Origin of the sequence: Pseudoxanthomonas daejeonensis (genome assembly GCF_022637495.1) — a bacterium.
Classification (GTDB): Bacteria; Pseudomonadota; Gammaproteobacteria; order Xanthomonadales; family Xanthomonadaceae; genus Pseudoxanthomonas; species Pseudoxanthomonas daejeonensis.
In genome coordinates this window covers 1,530,129-1,545,668 of the sequence record NZ_CP093331.1, presented here as the reverse complement: position 1 = coordinate 1,545,668, position 15,540 = coordinate 1,530,129, and the positions used below count along the sequence as shown (strand labels likewise).

Sequence of the window (15,540 nt, the reverse complement as noted above, 5' to 3'; positions counted from 1 at the left end):
CTACGCGGGGACGACGAGCGAGATTCCCATGAGCCGCAAGCAAGTTTTCCAGTTCCTCGACCTGCCGCGCGAGATGCCGCGCAGGATCCCGCTCGAGTTGCGCACGTCCGGCGACTGGGGCGAGCTATACGGCAAGTTCGGCCTGGCCGAAGCGCAGCACCAGTCGGGACGCTGCCTGGATTGCGGCAATCCGTACTGCAGCTGGAAGTGCCCGGTACACAACGCCATCCCGCAGTGGCTGCAGCTGGTCCAGGAGAACCGCATCCTCGAGGCGGCCGAGCTGTGCCACTCGACCAACCCGCTGCCGGAAGTGTGTGGCCGCGTCTGCCCGCAGGACCGCCTGTGCGAGGGCAGCTGCACGCTCAACGACGGCTTCGGCGCGGTCACCATCGGCGCGGTCGAGAAGTACATCGTCGACACCGCCTTCGCCCAGGGCTGGCGCCCGGACCTGTCCGAGGTCGTGCCGACCGGCAGGCGCGTGGCGGTGATCGGCGCCGGCCCGGCCGGTATCGGCTGCGCCGACCGGCTCGCGCGGGCCGGCATCCAGGCGGTGGTCTACGACCGCTACGAACAGATCGGCGGCCTGCTCCAGTTCGGGATTCCCACCTTCAAGCTGGACAAGGCGGTGATCGCCAAGCGCCGCGAGGTGCTGGAGGGCATGGGCATCGAGTTCCGCCTTGGCGTTGAGATCGGGCGCGACGTGAGCATCGAGCAGCTGCTGGAGGAATACGACGCGGTGTTCCTCGGGACCGGCGCATACCGCTATACCGACGGCGGCCTGCCCGGACAGGACGGCGAAGGCGTGCTGCCGGCGCTGCCGTTCCTGGTGCAGAACGGGCGCATCGTCGCCGGCAATGATCCGTGGGGCCGGCCGATCGCCGGCTGGGAAGACAAGATCCAGCTACCCGACCTGGCCGGCAAGCGCGTGGTCGTGCTTGGTGGCGGCGATACCGGCATGGACTGCGTGCGCAGCGCGATCCGCCTGGGTGCAGGCAAGGTCACCTGCGCCTACCGTCGCGACGAGGCGTCGATGCCCGGCTCGGCGCGCGAAGTCGGCAACGCGCGCGAGGAAGGCGTGCGCTTCCTGTTCAACCGCCAGCCGCTGGCGGTGGAGACCGACGCGGACAACCGCGTCACCGGCGTGCGCATGGTCGAGACCCGGCTGGGCGAACCGGATGCGCGCGGCCGCCGCAACGCGGTCGCGATCGAGGGCAGCGAGTCGGTGATCGCCGCCGACGTGGTCGTCATCGCGTTCGGCTTCTCGCCGGAAGTGCCCGAGTGGATGTCGACGCTGGGCATCGAGGGCACGCCGAACGGGCGGATCGTGGCAGGCGGCAGCGATCGCCTGCCGTACCAGACCAGCCATCCCCGCGTGTTCGCCGGCGGCGATGCGGTGCGCGGCGCCGACCTGGTGGTCACCGCGGTGGCCGAGGGGCGCGATGCGGCGCAGGCCATCGTCGAGTTGCTGGCCCAGGTGGCCACGCCTGCCGGACCGGTCGCGGCCTGAGCGGTTGCGGGGCGCGGAGTCCGACGAGGCCGCGGAAACCGCGGCCTTTTTTTGCGCTTTCCGGCGTCCGGGACGACGTCCCACCGTTCCGGTCGCCCGTGGAGAGACAGGTATGCCTGGGTGGGGAGAAACTCCGGTCAGGCCGCCATGTCCAGGACGATGCGGCCTTCGATCTCGCCCCGGTGCATGCGAGCGAAAATTTCGTTGATGTTCTCCAGCCGGTCGGCGGCCACGGTCGCGGCGACCTTGCCCTGCGCGGCGAACTCCAGCGACTCCTGCAGGTCCAGGCGGGTGCCGACGATCGAGCCACGCACCGTGATCCCGTTGAGCACCATGCCGAAGATGTCGAGCGGGAAGCTGCCCGGTGGCAGCCCGACCAGCGACACCGTGCCGCCGCGGCGCATCATTCCCATGGCCTGCTCGAAGGCCCTGGGCGACACCGCGGTGACCAGCGCCCCATGCGCACCGCCGATCTCCTTTTTCAGGAACGCCGCCGGATCGGTGGTGCGCGCGTTGACCACCGCGGTCGCGCCCAGCCGTCGTGCCAGCGCGAGCTTGTCGTCGTCCACATCCACGGCGGCCACGTTCAGGCCCATGGCCCTGGCGTACTGCACGGCCATGTGGCCCAGGCCGCCGATGCCGGAGATGACCACCCACTCGCCGGGGCGTGCGTCGGTCATCTTCAGGCCCTTGTAGACGGTGACGCCCGCGCACAGTACCGGCGCGATCTCGAGGAAACCGACTTCGGCGGGCAGGTGGCCCACGTAGCCGGCATTGGCCAGTGCGTACTGGGCGAAGCCGCCGTTGACCGAGTAACCCGTGTTCTGCTGCGTCTCGCACAGCGTTTCCCAGCCGCCGAGGCAGTGCTCGCAGTGGCCACAGGCCGAGTAAAGCCAGGGAATGCCGACCCGGTCGCCTTCGCGCACGTGGCTGACGCCCGCGCCGACCGCGACCACGTGGCCCACGCCTTCGTGGCCGGGAATGAACGGCGGATTCGGCTTGACCGGCCAGTCGCCCTCTGCGGCGTGCAGGTCGGTATGGCACACGCCGCAGGCGGCGATCTCCACCAGCACTTCGCCCGGACCCGGGCGCGGCACGACGACTTCCTCGATCACCAGCGGCTGGCCGAAGCCGCGCACCACGGCGGCCTTCATCGTCCTGTCCATGCGCGATCCTCGCGGGAGGTTGTGGGGGATTCCACCCTATACCTGCGGGGTTACCGTTCCGTTGATCAGGCTCAAGCCGGCTGCCGGCGCGGCCCCGGTGCCGCAGGACAACTCTGCTACGATCCAGGCGCATCCACCCGAGCGGGAGTTCTGCGATGGACCATGCGTTCCTCTGGGGCGTCATCGCCCTGGCTTGCGGCACGGTAATGATCGTCTACGGCTCCACCATGTTCCGGGTGGTACTTGCCTTCGCCGGCTTCTACATCGGCTTTGGCGTGGTGTCGGCCGTGCTCGGCACGATCGGCGGCGGACCCACTCCGGCGATCCAGACCATCATCGCGATCATCCTGGGCGCGGCGCTGGGTGGCGTGCTGTATTCGTTCGCCTCCCTGGCCATCTATGCCGCCGGCGCGATCCTCGGCCTGGTCGTGGCGTTGTTCTTCGCTTCGCTGGTCGGCATCGGGGGCAGCTGGCTGCTGACCGTGCTCGCGCTGGCCGGCGTGGGTGCAGGCGCATTCGGCGGCCGCTACCTCGGCCAATGGCTCACGATCCTGTCGTCGGCGGTCGCGGGCGCCTACTTCAGCGTCACCGGCCTGGCCCTGATCTTCGGCGCGCAGGCCGCCAACGGGATGATGCCGGTGAACTCGCGCACGCTGGTGGTGTTCGCGCTGCTGGCGGTGATCAGCTTCCTGGCCCAGGCGCGCACCCGTAACCTGCGTCGCAGCGGCGCGTTCATCCGCTGACGGCAGGCCCGGTCGCATGCCGGGCCGATCGCAGCCCCCACGCGTGCATGCCGCCACGCACGCGGCTGGTTCCGCGCGTCGCGCGCGCACGCCACAATCGCGGCAATGAGCGAATCCACCCTCCGTCGCCTGCTGCGCGACCAGTCCCTGTCCGCCATCGCCGCGGGTTTCGTGACCGTACTGGTGGGCTTCGCCAGCTCGGTGGCGATCGTGTTCCAGGCGGCGCAATCGCTGGGTGCCACGCCCGCGCAGACCGCCTCGTGGATGTGGGCGCTGGGGATCGGCATGGGCCTGAGCTGCGTGCTCCTTTCGCTGCGCTGGAAGATGCCGGTGGTCACCGCCTGGTCGACGCCCGGCGCGGCGATGCTGGTGGCGAGCGCATCGGGCGTGCCGATGGAACAGGCCGTCGCCGGCTTCCTGCTCGCCGCGCTGCTGGTCGCGATAGCGGGCTTCTCCGGGATCTTCGAACGCATGCTCGGCCGGATCCCGCTGTCGCTGGCCTCCGGGATGCTCGCCGGCGTACTGCTGCGCTTCGGCCTGGATGCGTTCGGCGCGATCCAGGGCCAACCTCTGCTGGTGCTGGCGATGCTGGGCACCTGGCTCGCGGCGCGGCGCTGGTGGCCGCGTTACGCGGTGATCCTGACCTTGCTGGTCGGCGTGGCCATCGCCTGGGGATCGGGCCTGATGCAGGACGGCAGGCTCGCACTGGAACTGGCGCGACCGGTATGGACTACGCCGCATTTCAGCGCGGCCGCGGTATTGAGCGTGGCACTGCCGCTGTTCGTGGTGACCATGGCCTCGCAGAACGTGCCCGGCATCGCCGTGATCCGTGCCTCTGGCTATGCGGTGCCGGTTTCGTCGGCGATCGGCTGGACCGGCGTGGCGACGCTGGTGCTGGCACCATTCGGCGCGTTCTCGCTGAACCTGGCGGCGATCACCGCGGCGATCTGCATGGGCCCGGAAGCGCACCCGGACCCGGCGCGCCGGTACATGGCCGCGGTCTGGGCCGGCCTGTTCTACCTGCTCATCGGCGTGTTCGGCGCGACCGTCGCCGCGTTGCTTGCCGCGTTCCCGTACGAGCTGGTGGTGGCGATCGCCGGCATCGCGCTGCTGGGCACGCTCGGTGGCAGCCTCGCCACCGCGTTGCGCGAGGACGACGAGCGCGAGGCGGCGCTGGTCACCTTCCTTGTTACCGCATCGGGCCTGGCCATGCTCGGCATCGGCGCCGCGTTCTGGGGGCTGGTGGCCGGCGTGATCGTGCGCCTGGGGCTGAAGCGCGGCCCGTCCCGGAGCTGACACGCGCGGCGCGGCGGCGCAGGTCATCGCATCGTCCTGCGTGGCGGGCATGGCGAAGTGCGATGGACGATGACGCGGCCGGGTGCGCCTGCTGGCCCCGCGCAGCACCCGGTTAGACTGGCTTCTCCCCACCTCACTCGGAACGCCGTCCATGCGCCTGGGCCTCGCCGCCAACCGCCTGCACCACGCCACCGAGGACGCCGCGCTGTTCCGCTGGCTGCGCGCCAGCGCGGCCGGCATCCGCGAGTTGGACATCGAGCTGCATGCGGTGGGCCGCACCCACGATGCAATTGCCGCCGCCGGCATGCTCGCCGGGCATGGCGGGCTGAAGCGCTATCCCTATGGACGCGAAGGCGGGCTGATGAAGCTGGTCGCCGAAGTCGTGGGCATGGAGGGCGATGCGCGCACGCTGGATGGCGCGATCTACCTGATCGATCCGGTCGATCCATCCTCGATCTTCCCCGAAGCGGTGGCGCTCAAGCGCCAGTGCGTGATCCACGGCAAGCCCTTCATCTCCACCGTGGCCAGCGCGCGCGACTGGATCGAGAACGAACGTATCCATGCCGGCCTGGTGCCGGATCCCGGCGCCGACCGCTTCCATGCCTTCGAGTCGCAGACGCTGGCGCTGATCGCCCACGATGCGATGAAGCCGCAGATGCTGGCGTTTGCGTCGGAAAACTACGACGTACTGTCGCGCTTCGCCCGGCGCGTGGCCACCGGCACCACCGGCCAGCGCCTCAATGAAATGGCCTGGAGCCGCGGCTGGCCGCAGGACACGCCCTGGGTGCACCGCTTCCTCAGCGGTCCCATGGGTGGCGACGCACAGATCGCCGACCTGGTCCTGGCGCACCAGTGCCAGCGCGCGGTGTTCTTCGAGGATCCACACGTCGCGCGCCAGCACGAGGCCGACATCCAGTTGCTCGAGCGCGCCGTGACCACGGTGACCGACGAGGCGGTGTGCATCACCTCGCCCGCGGTCGCCGCGCGCTGGGTCGCCGCCGCGCGCACGCGCGCTTCGCGCGCCGCCTGAAGCCGCGGCCATGTGCGTGGTCGCCTTCGCCATCGACGCCCATCCGCGCTGGCGCCTGGTGCTGGCCGGCAACCGCGACGAATTCCATGCGCGGCCGACGGCGGCACTGGCGCGCTGGGACGACGGATCCGGGATCGTCGCGGGCCGCGATCTGGAAGCCGGCGGCACCTGGCTGGGCGTGGATGCCCGCGGCCGCTGTGCACTGGTGACCAACGTGCGCGATTTCCGCCAGCCGCAGACCGGGCTTTCGCGCGGCCTGCTGGCCAGCGACTACCTGCGCGGCCGCGGCGATGCGCGCGACCACGCGCAGGCATTGCTCGGCGATGCTGGCCGCTACCGGCCATTCAACCTGCTGCTGGTCGATCCACGCGGATGCGCGTGGGTGGGCAACCGGCCGCGGGTGCGTACGACCGCGCCCTCCAGCGGCGTGCACGTGCTTTCCAATGCCGAACTGGACACGCCGTGGCCCAAGGCGACGGCGCTGGGCCAGCGCCTGCGCACCTGGCTGGACGAAGGCGGCGACACGGACTTCGCGGCGCTGTTCGATGCACTCGCCGATGACACGACCCATGCCGACGCACAGCTGCCCGATACCGGCATCGGCCTGGAACGCGAGCGCTGGCTGTCGGCCGCCTTCATCCGCGGCGAGGACTACGGCACCCGCGCGAGCACGGTGGTCGCGCTCGGCCACGACGGCAACGGAACGATCATCGAACGCCGCTGGGGGCCGATGGGTGTGGCCTTGGGCGAGACGCGGCTGGCGGTAGGTCCCGCGGCCGGCTGAGTCACCCTTGCGATGCACGCAGGTCTGGCACCAGCGATTTCGCGCGTGGATGCGGCGTTCACCGCGCTGAACCGCAGCCGCGCGTGCGTCGCCGCATTCACTTCCAGGTGAAGTCGCACGCGGCAAGGTGGCGTCCCGACACGATCAGGAGAGCCATCGATGAAGCTTCGTTCCCTTTCCTTCGCGCTGCTTGCCACGTTCGTTGCCGCTCCCGCGTTCGCCGCCGACAAGGCGACCGCGCTGGCCGAGCCGCAGGTCCGCGAACTGCTCACGAAACAGGGTTACACCCGCATCGACGACCTGGAGTTCGAGGACGGCATGTGGGAGACCGATGCCACCAGCGCCGACGGCAACCGTGTCGACGTGCGCGTGGACCCGGCCAGCGGCAAGATCTTCGCCGAAGACGTGGTCGCCACCTTCAGCGAGGAAGACATCAAGGCGAAGATCACCGCGGCCGGCTACTCCAAGGTGCACGACGTCGACTACGACGACGGTGTCTGGAAGGCCGATGCCGAGCGCGAAGACGGCAAGAACGTCGAAGTGCGCGTGGATGCCAAGGACGGCCGCATCCTGGCCGTCGAGAACGACTGACCGTCAGTGACCCGGGCCACCGGTGGCTGCGCCTTCGTGCGTGGCCGCCGGTGCCGGGCGCGCATAGCGCCAGCCCACGACCCACGCGCCGGCCAGCAGCAGCGCCGCCAGGAACCATGGCGCGCCCGGAAGCTGCGCCGGTGCGCTGGCACTGACGAACAGCGCGAACACGTTGGCGAACAACAGTGGCCCGATGATGCCGGCCAGGCTGGTCAGGCTCATCAGCGCGCCCTGGATGCGGCCCTGCACTTCGGGTCCGACCTGGCGGGTGATCAACGCCTGCGTTGCCGGCGAGGCCAGCGCCCATAGCGCACTCACCGGCAGACCGACCATGAACAGCCAGCCGCTGTCGGCCAGCCCGTAGATGAAGAAGCCGGCGACACCGCAGGCCAGCCCGAACAGCAGCGTGCGGCGTTCGCCCAGCGCTTTCACCGTCCGTCCCACCAGGCCGACGTTGACCACGATGCTGAACACGCCCACCAGCGCCAGCATCCAGCTCACTTCGCGCGGACCCCACTGGAAGCGGTAATCGGCGAACAGCACGAAGATGCTCGGGTACACGTAGTGGGCCAGGTTGGCCAGGAACACCACCGCGGCCAGGCCGAACACCTGCGGGTAGCTGCGCAGCAGCGCCAGCGCACCGAACGGATTGGCATGCGAGGCATCGAAGCGCGGCGCGCGGCGCTCGGGCGGCAGCGACTCGGGCAGCACGAACCAGCCGTACAGGAAATTCAGCAGGGCCAGTCCGGCGGCGAACCAGAACGGCAGGCGCAGGTCGATTCCGCCCAGCCAGCCGCCGATCAGCGGACCGATGACGAAGCCCAGGCCGAACGCCGCGCCGATCATGCCGAAGCTCTTCGCCCGCTTCTCCGGCGCGGTGACGTCGGCGATGTAGGCGTTGGCGGTGGTGAAGCTGGCCGAGGCGACCCCCGAGATGATCCGGCCGACCAGCAGCATGGGCAGCGAAGTGGCCAACGCCATGAACACGAAATCCAGGCCCAGTCCCAGGCAGGAGAACAGGATCACCGGGCGCCGACCGAAACGGTCCGAAAGCGCGCCCTGCACCGGCGTGGACACGAACTGCACCGCGGCGAAGACCATGCCGAACACGCCGACCCAGCGCGCGGCGCTGACGATGTCGCCGCCGGTGAATTCCTCCACCAGGTGCGGCAGCACCGGGATGATCACGCCGAACGACAGCACGTCGATCAGCACCGTGATGAAGATGAAGACCAGCGCCGCGCGCCGCGCGCCGGGCCTTTGCTGCAAAGGATGATCCACGCACGCGCCTCGGGAATGGGAGTCCGGGACTGCCGGCCGTACGCTGTTTCAGCGCGTGCCGGCGATGCAACCGGAAGGGGCGCAGTTTAGCGGGTGCGACGGCGACGGGCTGCGCGGATCGGGAATGGCGGCTGCGCGCGCCCTGTCGGGGCGGTCACGAAGGCGGCGCGGGCGCCGCAATCACGAGGACTTGGCCGAGGGCGTCGGTGTCGCGGTCGTGCCCGCTCCTACAACAGCGGTGCGACCGAAATCGTCTGCACCAGCGTATGCGTCGCGCCCGGCGCCAGCTCGACCACGTCAGGGCCGGCGTTGCCCGCCTCCAGGCACACGAACTGGCGCCAGTGCGGCCCGACGTCGGCCATGCGCGCGGCGCCGGCCTCGCCCGGGTTCCACACGATCGCGGTGCGGCCGTCGCTCACTTGCAGGTCGATGCGCCGGCGCAGGCCCGGGTCGAACAGCCGGTAGCTGCCACCCGCTCCCGGGAACAGGCGGTCGGCACGGCCCGGGTCGCGCGGATCGTGCAGGTTCCATTCGCCCTGCTGGATGTGGCGGTTGCCACCATCGTTCTTGTCCAGGAAGGGCTGGCCCTCGAGGCCTTCGATGCGCACCTGCTCCACGTCGGCGACGCGGAAGTAATTGTGCAGGGCCTCGGTGAAGCGCACCGCCTGGCCGCTGGTGTTCTGCGTCACCAGGCGCTGCTCCAGGGTGCGACCGATGCGCAGCTGCATGCGCAGGCGCAGCGACAGGTCCTGCAGCGGGGGGGGTTCCAGTTCCAGTTCCAGGGTGCCATCGGCTTCGCGACGCGCGGCCACAAGCTGCCAGGACAGGGTGCGGACGAAGCCGTGCGCCGGCACGTCGTTGGCCTGGCCCTGGCGGCTGAAGTAGGGCCAGCACACGGGGGTGCCGCCACGGATCGGCGTAGGCAGCGCGGCGCGCAGCGGCGACAGCCAGAACACGTCCTCCTGGCCGCTCGGCACGAACGACACCACCTGCCCGCCGAACAGCGACACCGCCGCCTTCGCCAGCGGCGTATCCACCAGCAAAGCATCCAGTCCCTGGAACTTGCCCAGGGCCAGGCCGGGAACCTCGTGCATTTTCTTCAGCGCCTTGCGGGTGGTGGGTGAGGGCGAATGCAGCAATGCAGGATACGCGGCGGGCAACGCGAACGCCGTGCTCGCCGGCAGTGGCGCCGGCCCGGCAGCCGCGCGCAATGCGTCGAGGATGCGTTGTCCGGCGCGGCCGTCGACCGGCTGCATGCCCAGCCGCTGCTGCTCGACCGCGATCGCCTGGCGGGTGGCGGTGCCGACCATGCCGTCGGCCTGGCCGATGGGGTGGCCGCGCGCGAGCAGCAGGGACTGCAGATCCTTGCGCTGCGCGCGCGACAGGCCCGGATCGGCCGTCGGCCACGCGGTAACAATCCCGCTGCCGCCGCGCAGGCGGTCGGCAAGGGTCGCGATCGCCAGCGCGTAGCTCTCGGCCGCGTTGTAGGCGTAGATCGCGTCGTAGTTGCCGAAGACCAGGAACGCCGGTCCTTCTCGACCGGCCGGCAGCAGCAGGGCCGAAGGCGTCGACGAGGAGGCCAGTGCGGTGCCATCGACCCGGGTGACGCCGCGCGCGATCCAGTCTGCCAGCGGTCGGCGCTGGGTGCGGCCGGCCAGCGACGCATCGACGCCGGCGGGCAGCTTCACTTCGTAGCCCCACGGCTGGTCGGCGGTCCAGCCGGCGCGCACGAGGTAGTTCGCGGTCGACGCCAGCGCATCGGGAATGCTCGCGACCAGGTCGCGACGTCCATCGCCGTCGCCATCGACGGCGATGCGCGCATAGGTGGTCGGAATGAACTGGGTCTGCCCGAACGCGCCGGCCCACGAGCCGGTGAGCTGTGGATCGGCGAGGTCGCCCGCCTGCAGCAGCGACAGCAGGGCCAGGAACTCGCCGCGGAAGAATGCCTGGCGCCGGCCCTCGCAGGCCAGCGTGGCCAGCGATACGCGCAGCGGACGCTTGCCGGTGATCCGGCCGTAGTCGCTTTCCACGCCCCACACCGCGACCACGGTGGCCGGATCGACGCCGTATTCGCCCTGCAGCCGCGCCAGCAGGTCGCGGTGGGTCGCCAGCATGGCGCGGCCGTCGGCCACGCGCTGGTCGTCGACCAGCCCGGCGAGGTAGTCCCAGATTGGCGTGGTGAATTCCGGCTGCGCGTCGAGCAGCGGCAATACGGTCGGGTCGGGCTGCAGGTCGGCGGTGTAGCGGGCGAAGCTGGCCGCATCGATCCCGCGCGCGGTGGCCTGCGGCTGCATGGCCGCCAGGCAACGCTGGAAGGCGGCGTCCTGCGCCCACGCCGGGAACGGTAGCGCCAGCAGCAGCGCAAGCACCGGGGCGGGAACGCGTATTGGAAGAGTGGGGGCGTGCACGGCTGCCGTCTCCATGGCCTGCCATCGCATTCTAGGGCGCGCGGCGTGGCCCGCGTTCACGACGCTCGCCACGACGCGCGCCGCACTCAGTCCGCGCCGGGAGTTGCTTCCACTTTCGCCGGCACCTGCAGCAGCTCCTGCGCCAGCACCAGGGCGGTGTCCTGCACCTGCGCACGGCCACTGATGGAGTTGGCCATCACTGCCACCGCCAGCCCCTGTTCGGGCACCAGCAGCAGGAAGGCGGCGGCGCCGGCCTGGGTGCCGCCATGGTGGACCACCTGCAACGGCCGGCCGTCTACGAACAGCCGCGTCGACTGGTCCACCCGCCAGCCCAGCGCGTAGTTCTGCGGGTTGGCGCTGCCATCGGCCAGCGGCTGCGCGGTCCACATCGCCCGGATGCCTTCGGCCGACAGCAGCCGGCCGTCCTGCAAGGCCACGCCCAGGCGCGCCAGGTCGGCGGGCGTGGAGACCATGCCGCCGCCGGCGATGCGGAAGCTCGAATCGACCGGTCGCGCGGCGGTATAGCGGCCGCCCTCGCCCACGTAGAAGGCGACCCGGTCGGGCATCGCGTCAGGCGTGTCGACCGCGGTCCCGGTCATCCCGGCCGGCGCGAACACCTGCGCGGCCAGCAGTTCCGGGAACGGGCGTCCGGACGCGCCCTCCAGCAGCCTCGACAGCAGCGAATAGCCAAAGGTGGAGTACTGGAAGCCGGTGCCGGGCGCGAAACGCAGGCGGTCGTCGGCGAACATCGCCAGCCCGGCCTCCACGCTGGGGTAGTGCCGCTGCGAGTTGGCCTCGAACCAGCCCGGCCACAGCCAGCCGTAGGGCATGGGCGAGTAGTGGCGCACGCCGGCGGTGTGCGAGGCCAGCTGCCGCGCGGTCAGCGGCGCCAGCGCCGGGGGCAACCCGGCGACCGCGTCGGCGCCGGGTGCATCCAGGTCGAGCGCGCCGGCTTCGGCGAGGCGCATCATCGCCACTGCGGTGATCGGCTTGGCGATGCTGCCGGTGCGGTAGCGCGAAGCCACGCCCGCGGCCTGGCCGCGATCGATGTCGGCCCAGCCACTGGCGCCGGCCCAGTCCAGTCCGTCGGTGCGCGCCACTGCCGCCGACAGCGACGGCAGGCCGGACGTGGCGCGGGCGTCGCGCACGATCGCCATCAGCCGCGCGGCCAGTTCCGGATCCATGCCCGCCGCAGCGCGCTGCTGTTCCTGCGCCGTCCCCACCGCCGGCACGATGGCGCGCGGCCAGCTCCAGCGGGCGTGGTAGGCCAGCGTCGGCGCGGCCAGCACCAGCAGCACCAGCGCCGTCCAGCCCAGGCTGCGCAACAGGCGACGCAACAGGCCAGGCGGCCTGCGAGGCGGCGGGGACACGGGCGGGGCGGGGCTGTTCATGCCGGTCTTCCTCATGGGTGCCGCGCCACTCTAAGCGGGCGCGGAGCCGGGGTGACCTGCCGGAAGTCAACCGGCGCGGCGGCTCAGCCCAGGTCGCCGTCGCGGTAGTACCAGCGCCCGTCGATGCGTTCGAAGCGGCTGCGTTCGGCCAGGCGCTGGGCACGGCCTCCGCCGACCCGGAAGCGGGCGACGAACTCGACCTCGGCGGTGTCCGCCCCGGTCAGCCGGTGCGATTTCACTTCCAGCCCCAGCCATGCGGTGCGCGCGCCGGGCGCGTCTTCCAGGCCCAGTTCGTCCGCCGATGGCCGCGTGGCCGGATGCCAGGTGGCGAGCAGGTAGTCGCGCAGCTTCAGCACGTAGGCGCTGTAACGCGAGCGCATCAGCATCGCGGCATCCGGCGCCGGCTCGCCGTCGTGCCAGCGACCGCAGCACTGCCGATACGCCAGGCCGCTGCCGCAGGGACAGGCCTGCACCGCCATCGCCGGGCTCAGCGCCGGCCGCTTTCGATGAAGCGCAGGAACTCGGCGCGGGTACGCGCGTCTTCGCGGAAGCTGCCGAGCATTTTCGAGGTGACCATGCTGACCCCGCGCTTGTGGATGCCGCGGGTGGTCATGCACTCGTGCACGCCCTCCACCACGATGCCCACGCCCAGCGGATGCAGCACGTCCTGGATGCAATGGGCGATCTGCGCGGTCATCTTCTCCTGCACCTGGAAGCGGCGCGCGTAGGTCTCGACCACCCGCGCCAGCTTGCTGATGCCGACCACCTTGCCGTCGGGCAGGTAGCCGACATGGACGCGTCCGATGATCGGCGCCATGTGGTGCTCGCAGTGGCTTTCGTACTCGATGTCGCGCAGCACGATCATCTCGTCGTAGCCGGCGACCTCCTCGAAGGTGCGCTCCAGGTAGGCGCGCGGATCCTCGCGGTAGCCGCTGAACCAGTCGCCATAGGCTTCGGCCACGCGCTTGGGCGTGTCCAGCAGGCCTTCGCGGGAAGGATCTTCACCCGCCCAGCGCAGCAGGGTGCGCACGGCCTCTTCGGCCTGGTCCTGGGTGACGGGAGCGGACGTGTCCTGGTCGGTCATGGTCGGGGCACCGATGGCGGGGCGTGCATCGTACCCGAGTCGCGCCGGCTGGCCCGGTTTGGCCGGGTGCGGGGCCACGCGGGCACGCAGGGCCGGGGGCGCCGGCTTGATCTCCACCCTAGGCGCCCGCAGGCGAACGGCCGGGCGCCCGGGGCCGTGTCCGTGCCGCCGGCAACGCCCGACCGCATCGCCCGCCGGAGCGGCGGAGGGGTCGGAGCATGACCATCCGCATGGTCCATGGCCGGCGGTTGGGCGCAGAATCGGCTGTCCCTTCACCCGAGAGTCCGCCGTGCGCCCAGTCTCCGTCCTGACCCCCCTCGCCATCGCCCTGTCGCTGGCCCTGCTCCTGCCGGCGTGCTCCAAACCGGCCGGCGACTCCGCTGCCACTTCCAGCGCCACCGCGACCGCCGCCGCGCCGACCGCCGAACAGGTCAAGGCCGAGTCCGAGCGCCTCAACGCCTGGTTCGACACCAAGTACGAGGAGCAGCTGCAGTTCAGCCCGATCCAGCTTTCGTTCCAGGGCCGCAAGGAACTCAACGACCAGATCGACGACATGTCCGAAGCCGGCATGCGCAAGCAGCTCGCCTGGCTGGAAGCGTCGGTCAAGGAAATGGAATCGACCTTTGACTACGCCAGGCTCGACCCGGAAACCCGCCTGTCCTGGGACCTGTGGAAGCGCCAGTACGAGAACGCGCGCGACGGCATGCCGTTCCTCGCCGACGGCTATCCGTTCGACCAGATGAGCGGCATGCAGAACCTGGTGCCGACCTTCCTGATCAACTTCCACAAGGTCGACGACGAGAAGGACTACCTGGCCTACGTCTCGCGCCTGCAGAAGGTGCCGGTGGCGTTCGACCAGCTGCTCGGGCGCACCGCCGCCTCGACCGCGCAGGGCATCCGTCCGCCGAAGTTCGCCTACGAGGGCGTGATCGACCAGTCGAAGAAGGTCGTTGCCGGCGCGCCGTTCACCGCCGGCCCCGACAGCGCGCTGTGGACCGACGCCCAGGCCAAGGCCGACGCGCTGGCCAAGGACGGCAAGGTCACCGCCGAACGCGCCGCCGAGCTGAAGGAACTGGCGCGCAAGGCGCTGCTGGAGAACGTGGCGCCGGGCTACGCGAAGGTGATCGCCTTCGCCGAGGAGGAACTGTCCAAGGCCCCGGTCAACGCCACCGGCGTGGGCACCACCCATCCCAACGGCAAGGCCTACTACGAATACCAGCTCAAGCAGAACACCACCACCGACATGACCGCCGAGCAGATCCACGAGCTCGGCCTGGCCGAAGTGGCGCGCCTGCGCGGCGAGCTCGAGGCGCTGCAGAAGAAGATGGGCGTGGAAGGCGACCTGCAGTCGTTCTTCGAACACGTGCGCAACGACCCGGCCCGCGTCTACCCGAACACCGACGCCGGCCGCCAGGCCTACATCGACCAGGCCACCGCCGACATCGCCAACATCAAGAAGCACCTGCCGGAGTACTTCGGCCTGATGCCGAAGGCCGACCTGGTGGTCAAGCGCGTGGAAGCGTTCCGTGAGCAGCCGGGTGCCGCCCAGCACTACTACCCGAGCACTCCCGATGGCTCGCGTCCGGGCGTGTACTACGCGCACCTGTCGGACATGAACGCGATGCCGAAGACCGAACTGGAGGTCATCGCCTACCACGAGGGCCTGCCGGGCCACCACATGCAGATCGCGATCGCCCAGGAGCTGACCGGCATCCCGAAGTTCCGCACCCAGTACAACACCACCGCCTACGCTGAAGGCTGGGGGCTGTACTCGGAGTGGCTGGCCAAGGAGATCCCGGATACCTACAAGACCGACTACGCCGAGTTCGGCCGCCTGATGTCGGAGATGTGGCGCGCGATCCGGCTGGTGGTGGACACCGGCCTGCATGCCAAGGGCTGGACCGAGCAGCAGGCGATCGACTACTTCACCGCCAACAGCTCGGTCCCGGCGGCGGCGATCAAGTCCGAGGTGCAGCGCTACCTGGTCAATCCCGGCCAGGCCACCGCGTACAAGATCGGCATGATCAAGATCCAGCAGCTGCGCAAGAAGGCCGAGGCCGAACTGGGCGACAAGTTCGACATCCGCGGCTTCCACGACGTCATCCTCGGCGGCGGCGCGATGCCGCTGGACCTGCTGGAGCGCCGCGTGGACACCTGGATCGCGGAGAAGAAGTCGGCGGCCTGATCTGCTGCCCCGGCTTCGATGATATGGAAAGGCCCGGCGCAAGCCGGGCCTTTTTCGCACGACCGGTTCGCCGG

13 protein-coding genes are annotated in these 15,540 nt (G+C 70.4%); 7 read left to right on the top strand and 6 right to left on the bottom strand.

The features are described from left to right. Nucleotides 1-28: 28 nt before the first annotated feature. Nucleotides 29-1,507 carry an FAD-dependent oxidoreductase gene (locus MNQ95_RS06980; RefSeq protein ID WP_162410300.1) on the top strand — a complete coding sequence of 493 codons (1,479 nt, stop codon included), beginning with the start codon at nt 29-31 and terminating at the stop codon, nt 1,505-1,507. Nucleotides 1,508-1,644: 137 nt separating this feature from the next. On the opposite strand, the gene adhP is transcribed toward MNQ95_RS06980, so the two are convergent. Beyond that, on the bottom strand, nt 1,645-2,673 hold the full coding sequence (adhP, locus tag MNQ95_RS06975; protein ID WP_162410299.1) for an alcohol dehydrogenase AdhP: 1,029 nt from the start codon (nt 2,671-2,673) through the stop codon (nt 1,645-1,647). A 155-nt stretch (nt 2,674-2,828) separates the two neighbouring features. Here adhP and MNQ95_RS06970 point away from each other — a divergent pair, with 155 nt between their 5' ends. The 5 genes from MNQ95_RS06970 to MNQ95_RS06950 all read left to right on the top strand — a co-directional run bounded on the left by MNQ95_RS06970 (nt 2,829) and on the right by MNQ95_RS06950 (nt 7,117). After that, nucleotides 2,829-3,416 carry a TMEM198/TM7SF3 family protein gene (locus MNQ95_RS06970; RefSeq protein ID WP_241954216.1) on the top strand — a complete coding sequence of 196 codons (588 nt, stop codon included), beginning with the start codon at nt 2,829-2,831 and terminating at the stop codon, nt 3,414-3,416. Nucleotides 3,417-3,521: 105 nt separating this feature from the next. Next, nucleotides 3,522-4,712 carry a benzoate/H(+) symporter BenE family transporter gene (locus tag MNQ95_RS06965; protein ID WP_241954215.1) on the top strand — a complete coding sequence of 397 codons (1,191 nt, stop codon included), beginning with the start codon at nt 3,522-3,524 and terminating at the stop codon, nt 4,710-4,712. A gap of 151 nt (nt 4,713-4,863) precedes the next feature. Further along, nucleotides 4,864-5,742, top strand: a complete 879-nt coding sequence (locus MNQ95_RS06960) for a methylglyoxal synthase (protein WP_241954214.1) — start codon at nt 4,864-4,866, stop codon at nt 5,740-5,742. Nucleotides 5,743-5,752: 10 nt separating this feature from the next. Next, nucleotides 5,753-6,526: an NRDE family protein gene (locus MNQ95_RS06955; protein WP_241954213.1), complete on the top strand. Its 774-nt coding sequence runs from the start codon at nt 5,753-5,755 to the stop codon at nt 6,524-6,526. A 159-nt stretch (nt 6,527-6,685) separates the two neighbouring features. Continuing rightward, the gene (locus MNQ95_RS06950; protein ID WP_241954212.1) at nt 6,686-7,117 is read left to right on the top strand and encodes a PepSY domain-containing protein; all 432 of its coding nucleotides are present in this window, start codon (nt 6,686-6,688) and stop codon (nt 7,115-7,117) included. 3 nt (nt 7,118-7,120) lie between these two features. Here MNQ95_RS06950 and MNQ95_RS06945 read toward each other — a convergent pair whose 3' ends face one another. The 5 genes from MNQ95_RS06945 to folE all read right to left on the bottom strand — a co-directional run bounded on the left by MNQ95_RS06945 (nt 7,121) and on the right by folE (nt 13,281). Next, complete coding sequence (locus MNQ95_RS06945) at nt 7,121-8,398, bottom strand: TCR/Tet family MFS transporter (protein WP_241954211.1); 1,278 nt, start codon at nt 8,396-8,398, stop codon at nt 7,121-7,123. A gap of 227 nt (nt 8,399-8,625) precedes the next feature. Continuing rightward, nucleotides 8,626-10,821 (bottom strand): lytic murein transglycosylase, encoded by a 2,196-nt coding sequence (locus tag MNQ95_RS06940; RefSeq protein ID WP_425605721.1) that lies wholly within the window; start codon nt 10,819-10,821, stop codon nt 8,626-8,628. 71 nt (nt 10,822-10,892) lie between these two features. Continuing rightward, nucleotides 10,893-12,197, bottom strand: coding sequence for a serine hydrolase domain-containing protein (locus tag MNQ95_RS06935; RefSeq protein ID WP_241954210.1), 1,305 nt, complete (start codon nt 12,195-12,197; stop codon nt 10,893-10,895). Nucleotides 12,198-12,280: 83 nt separating this feature from the next. Next, the gene (locus MNQ95_RS06930) at nt 12,281-12,676 is read right to left on the bottom strand and encodes a YchJ family protein (protein ID WP_241954209.1); all 396 of its coding nucleotides are present in this window, start codon (nt 12,674-12,676) and stop codon (nt 12,281-12,283) included. An 8-nt stretch (nt 12,677-12,684) separates the two neighbouring features. After that, nucleotides 12,685-13,281 (bottom strand): GTP cyclohydrolase I FolE, encoded by a 597-nt coding sequence (gene folE, locus MNQ95_RS06925; RefSeq protein ID WP_162410289.1) that lies wholly within the window; start codon nt 13,279-13,281, stop codon nt 12,685-12,687. Between the two features lie 289 nt (nt 13,282-13,570). Here folE and MNQ95_RS06920 point away from each other — a divergent pair, with 289 nt between their 5' ends. After that, nucleotides 13,571-15,466: a DUF885 domain-containing protein gene (locus MNQ95_RS06920; protein WP_241954208.1), complete on the top strand. Its 1,896-nt coding sequence runs from the start codon at nt 13,571-13,573 to the stop codon at nt 15,464-15,466. Nucleotides 15,467-15,540: the final 74 nt, after the last annotated feature.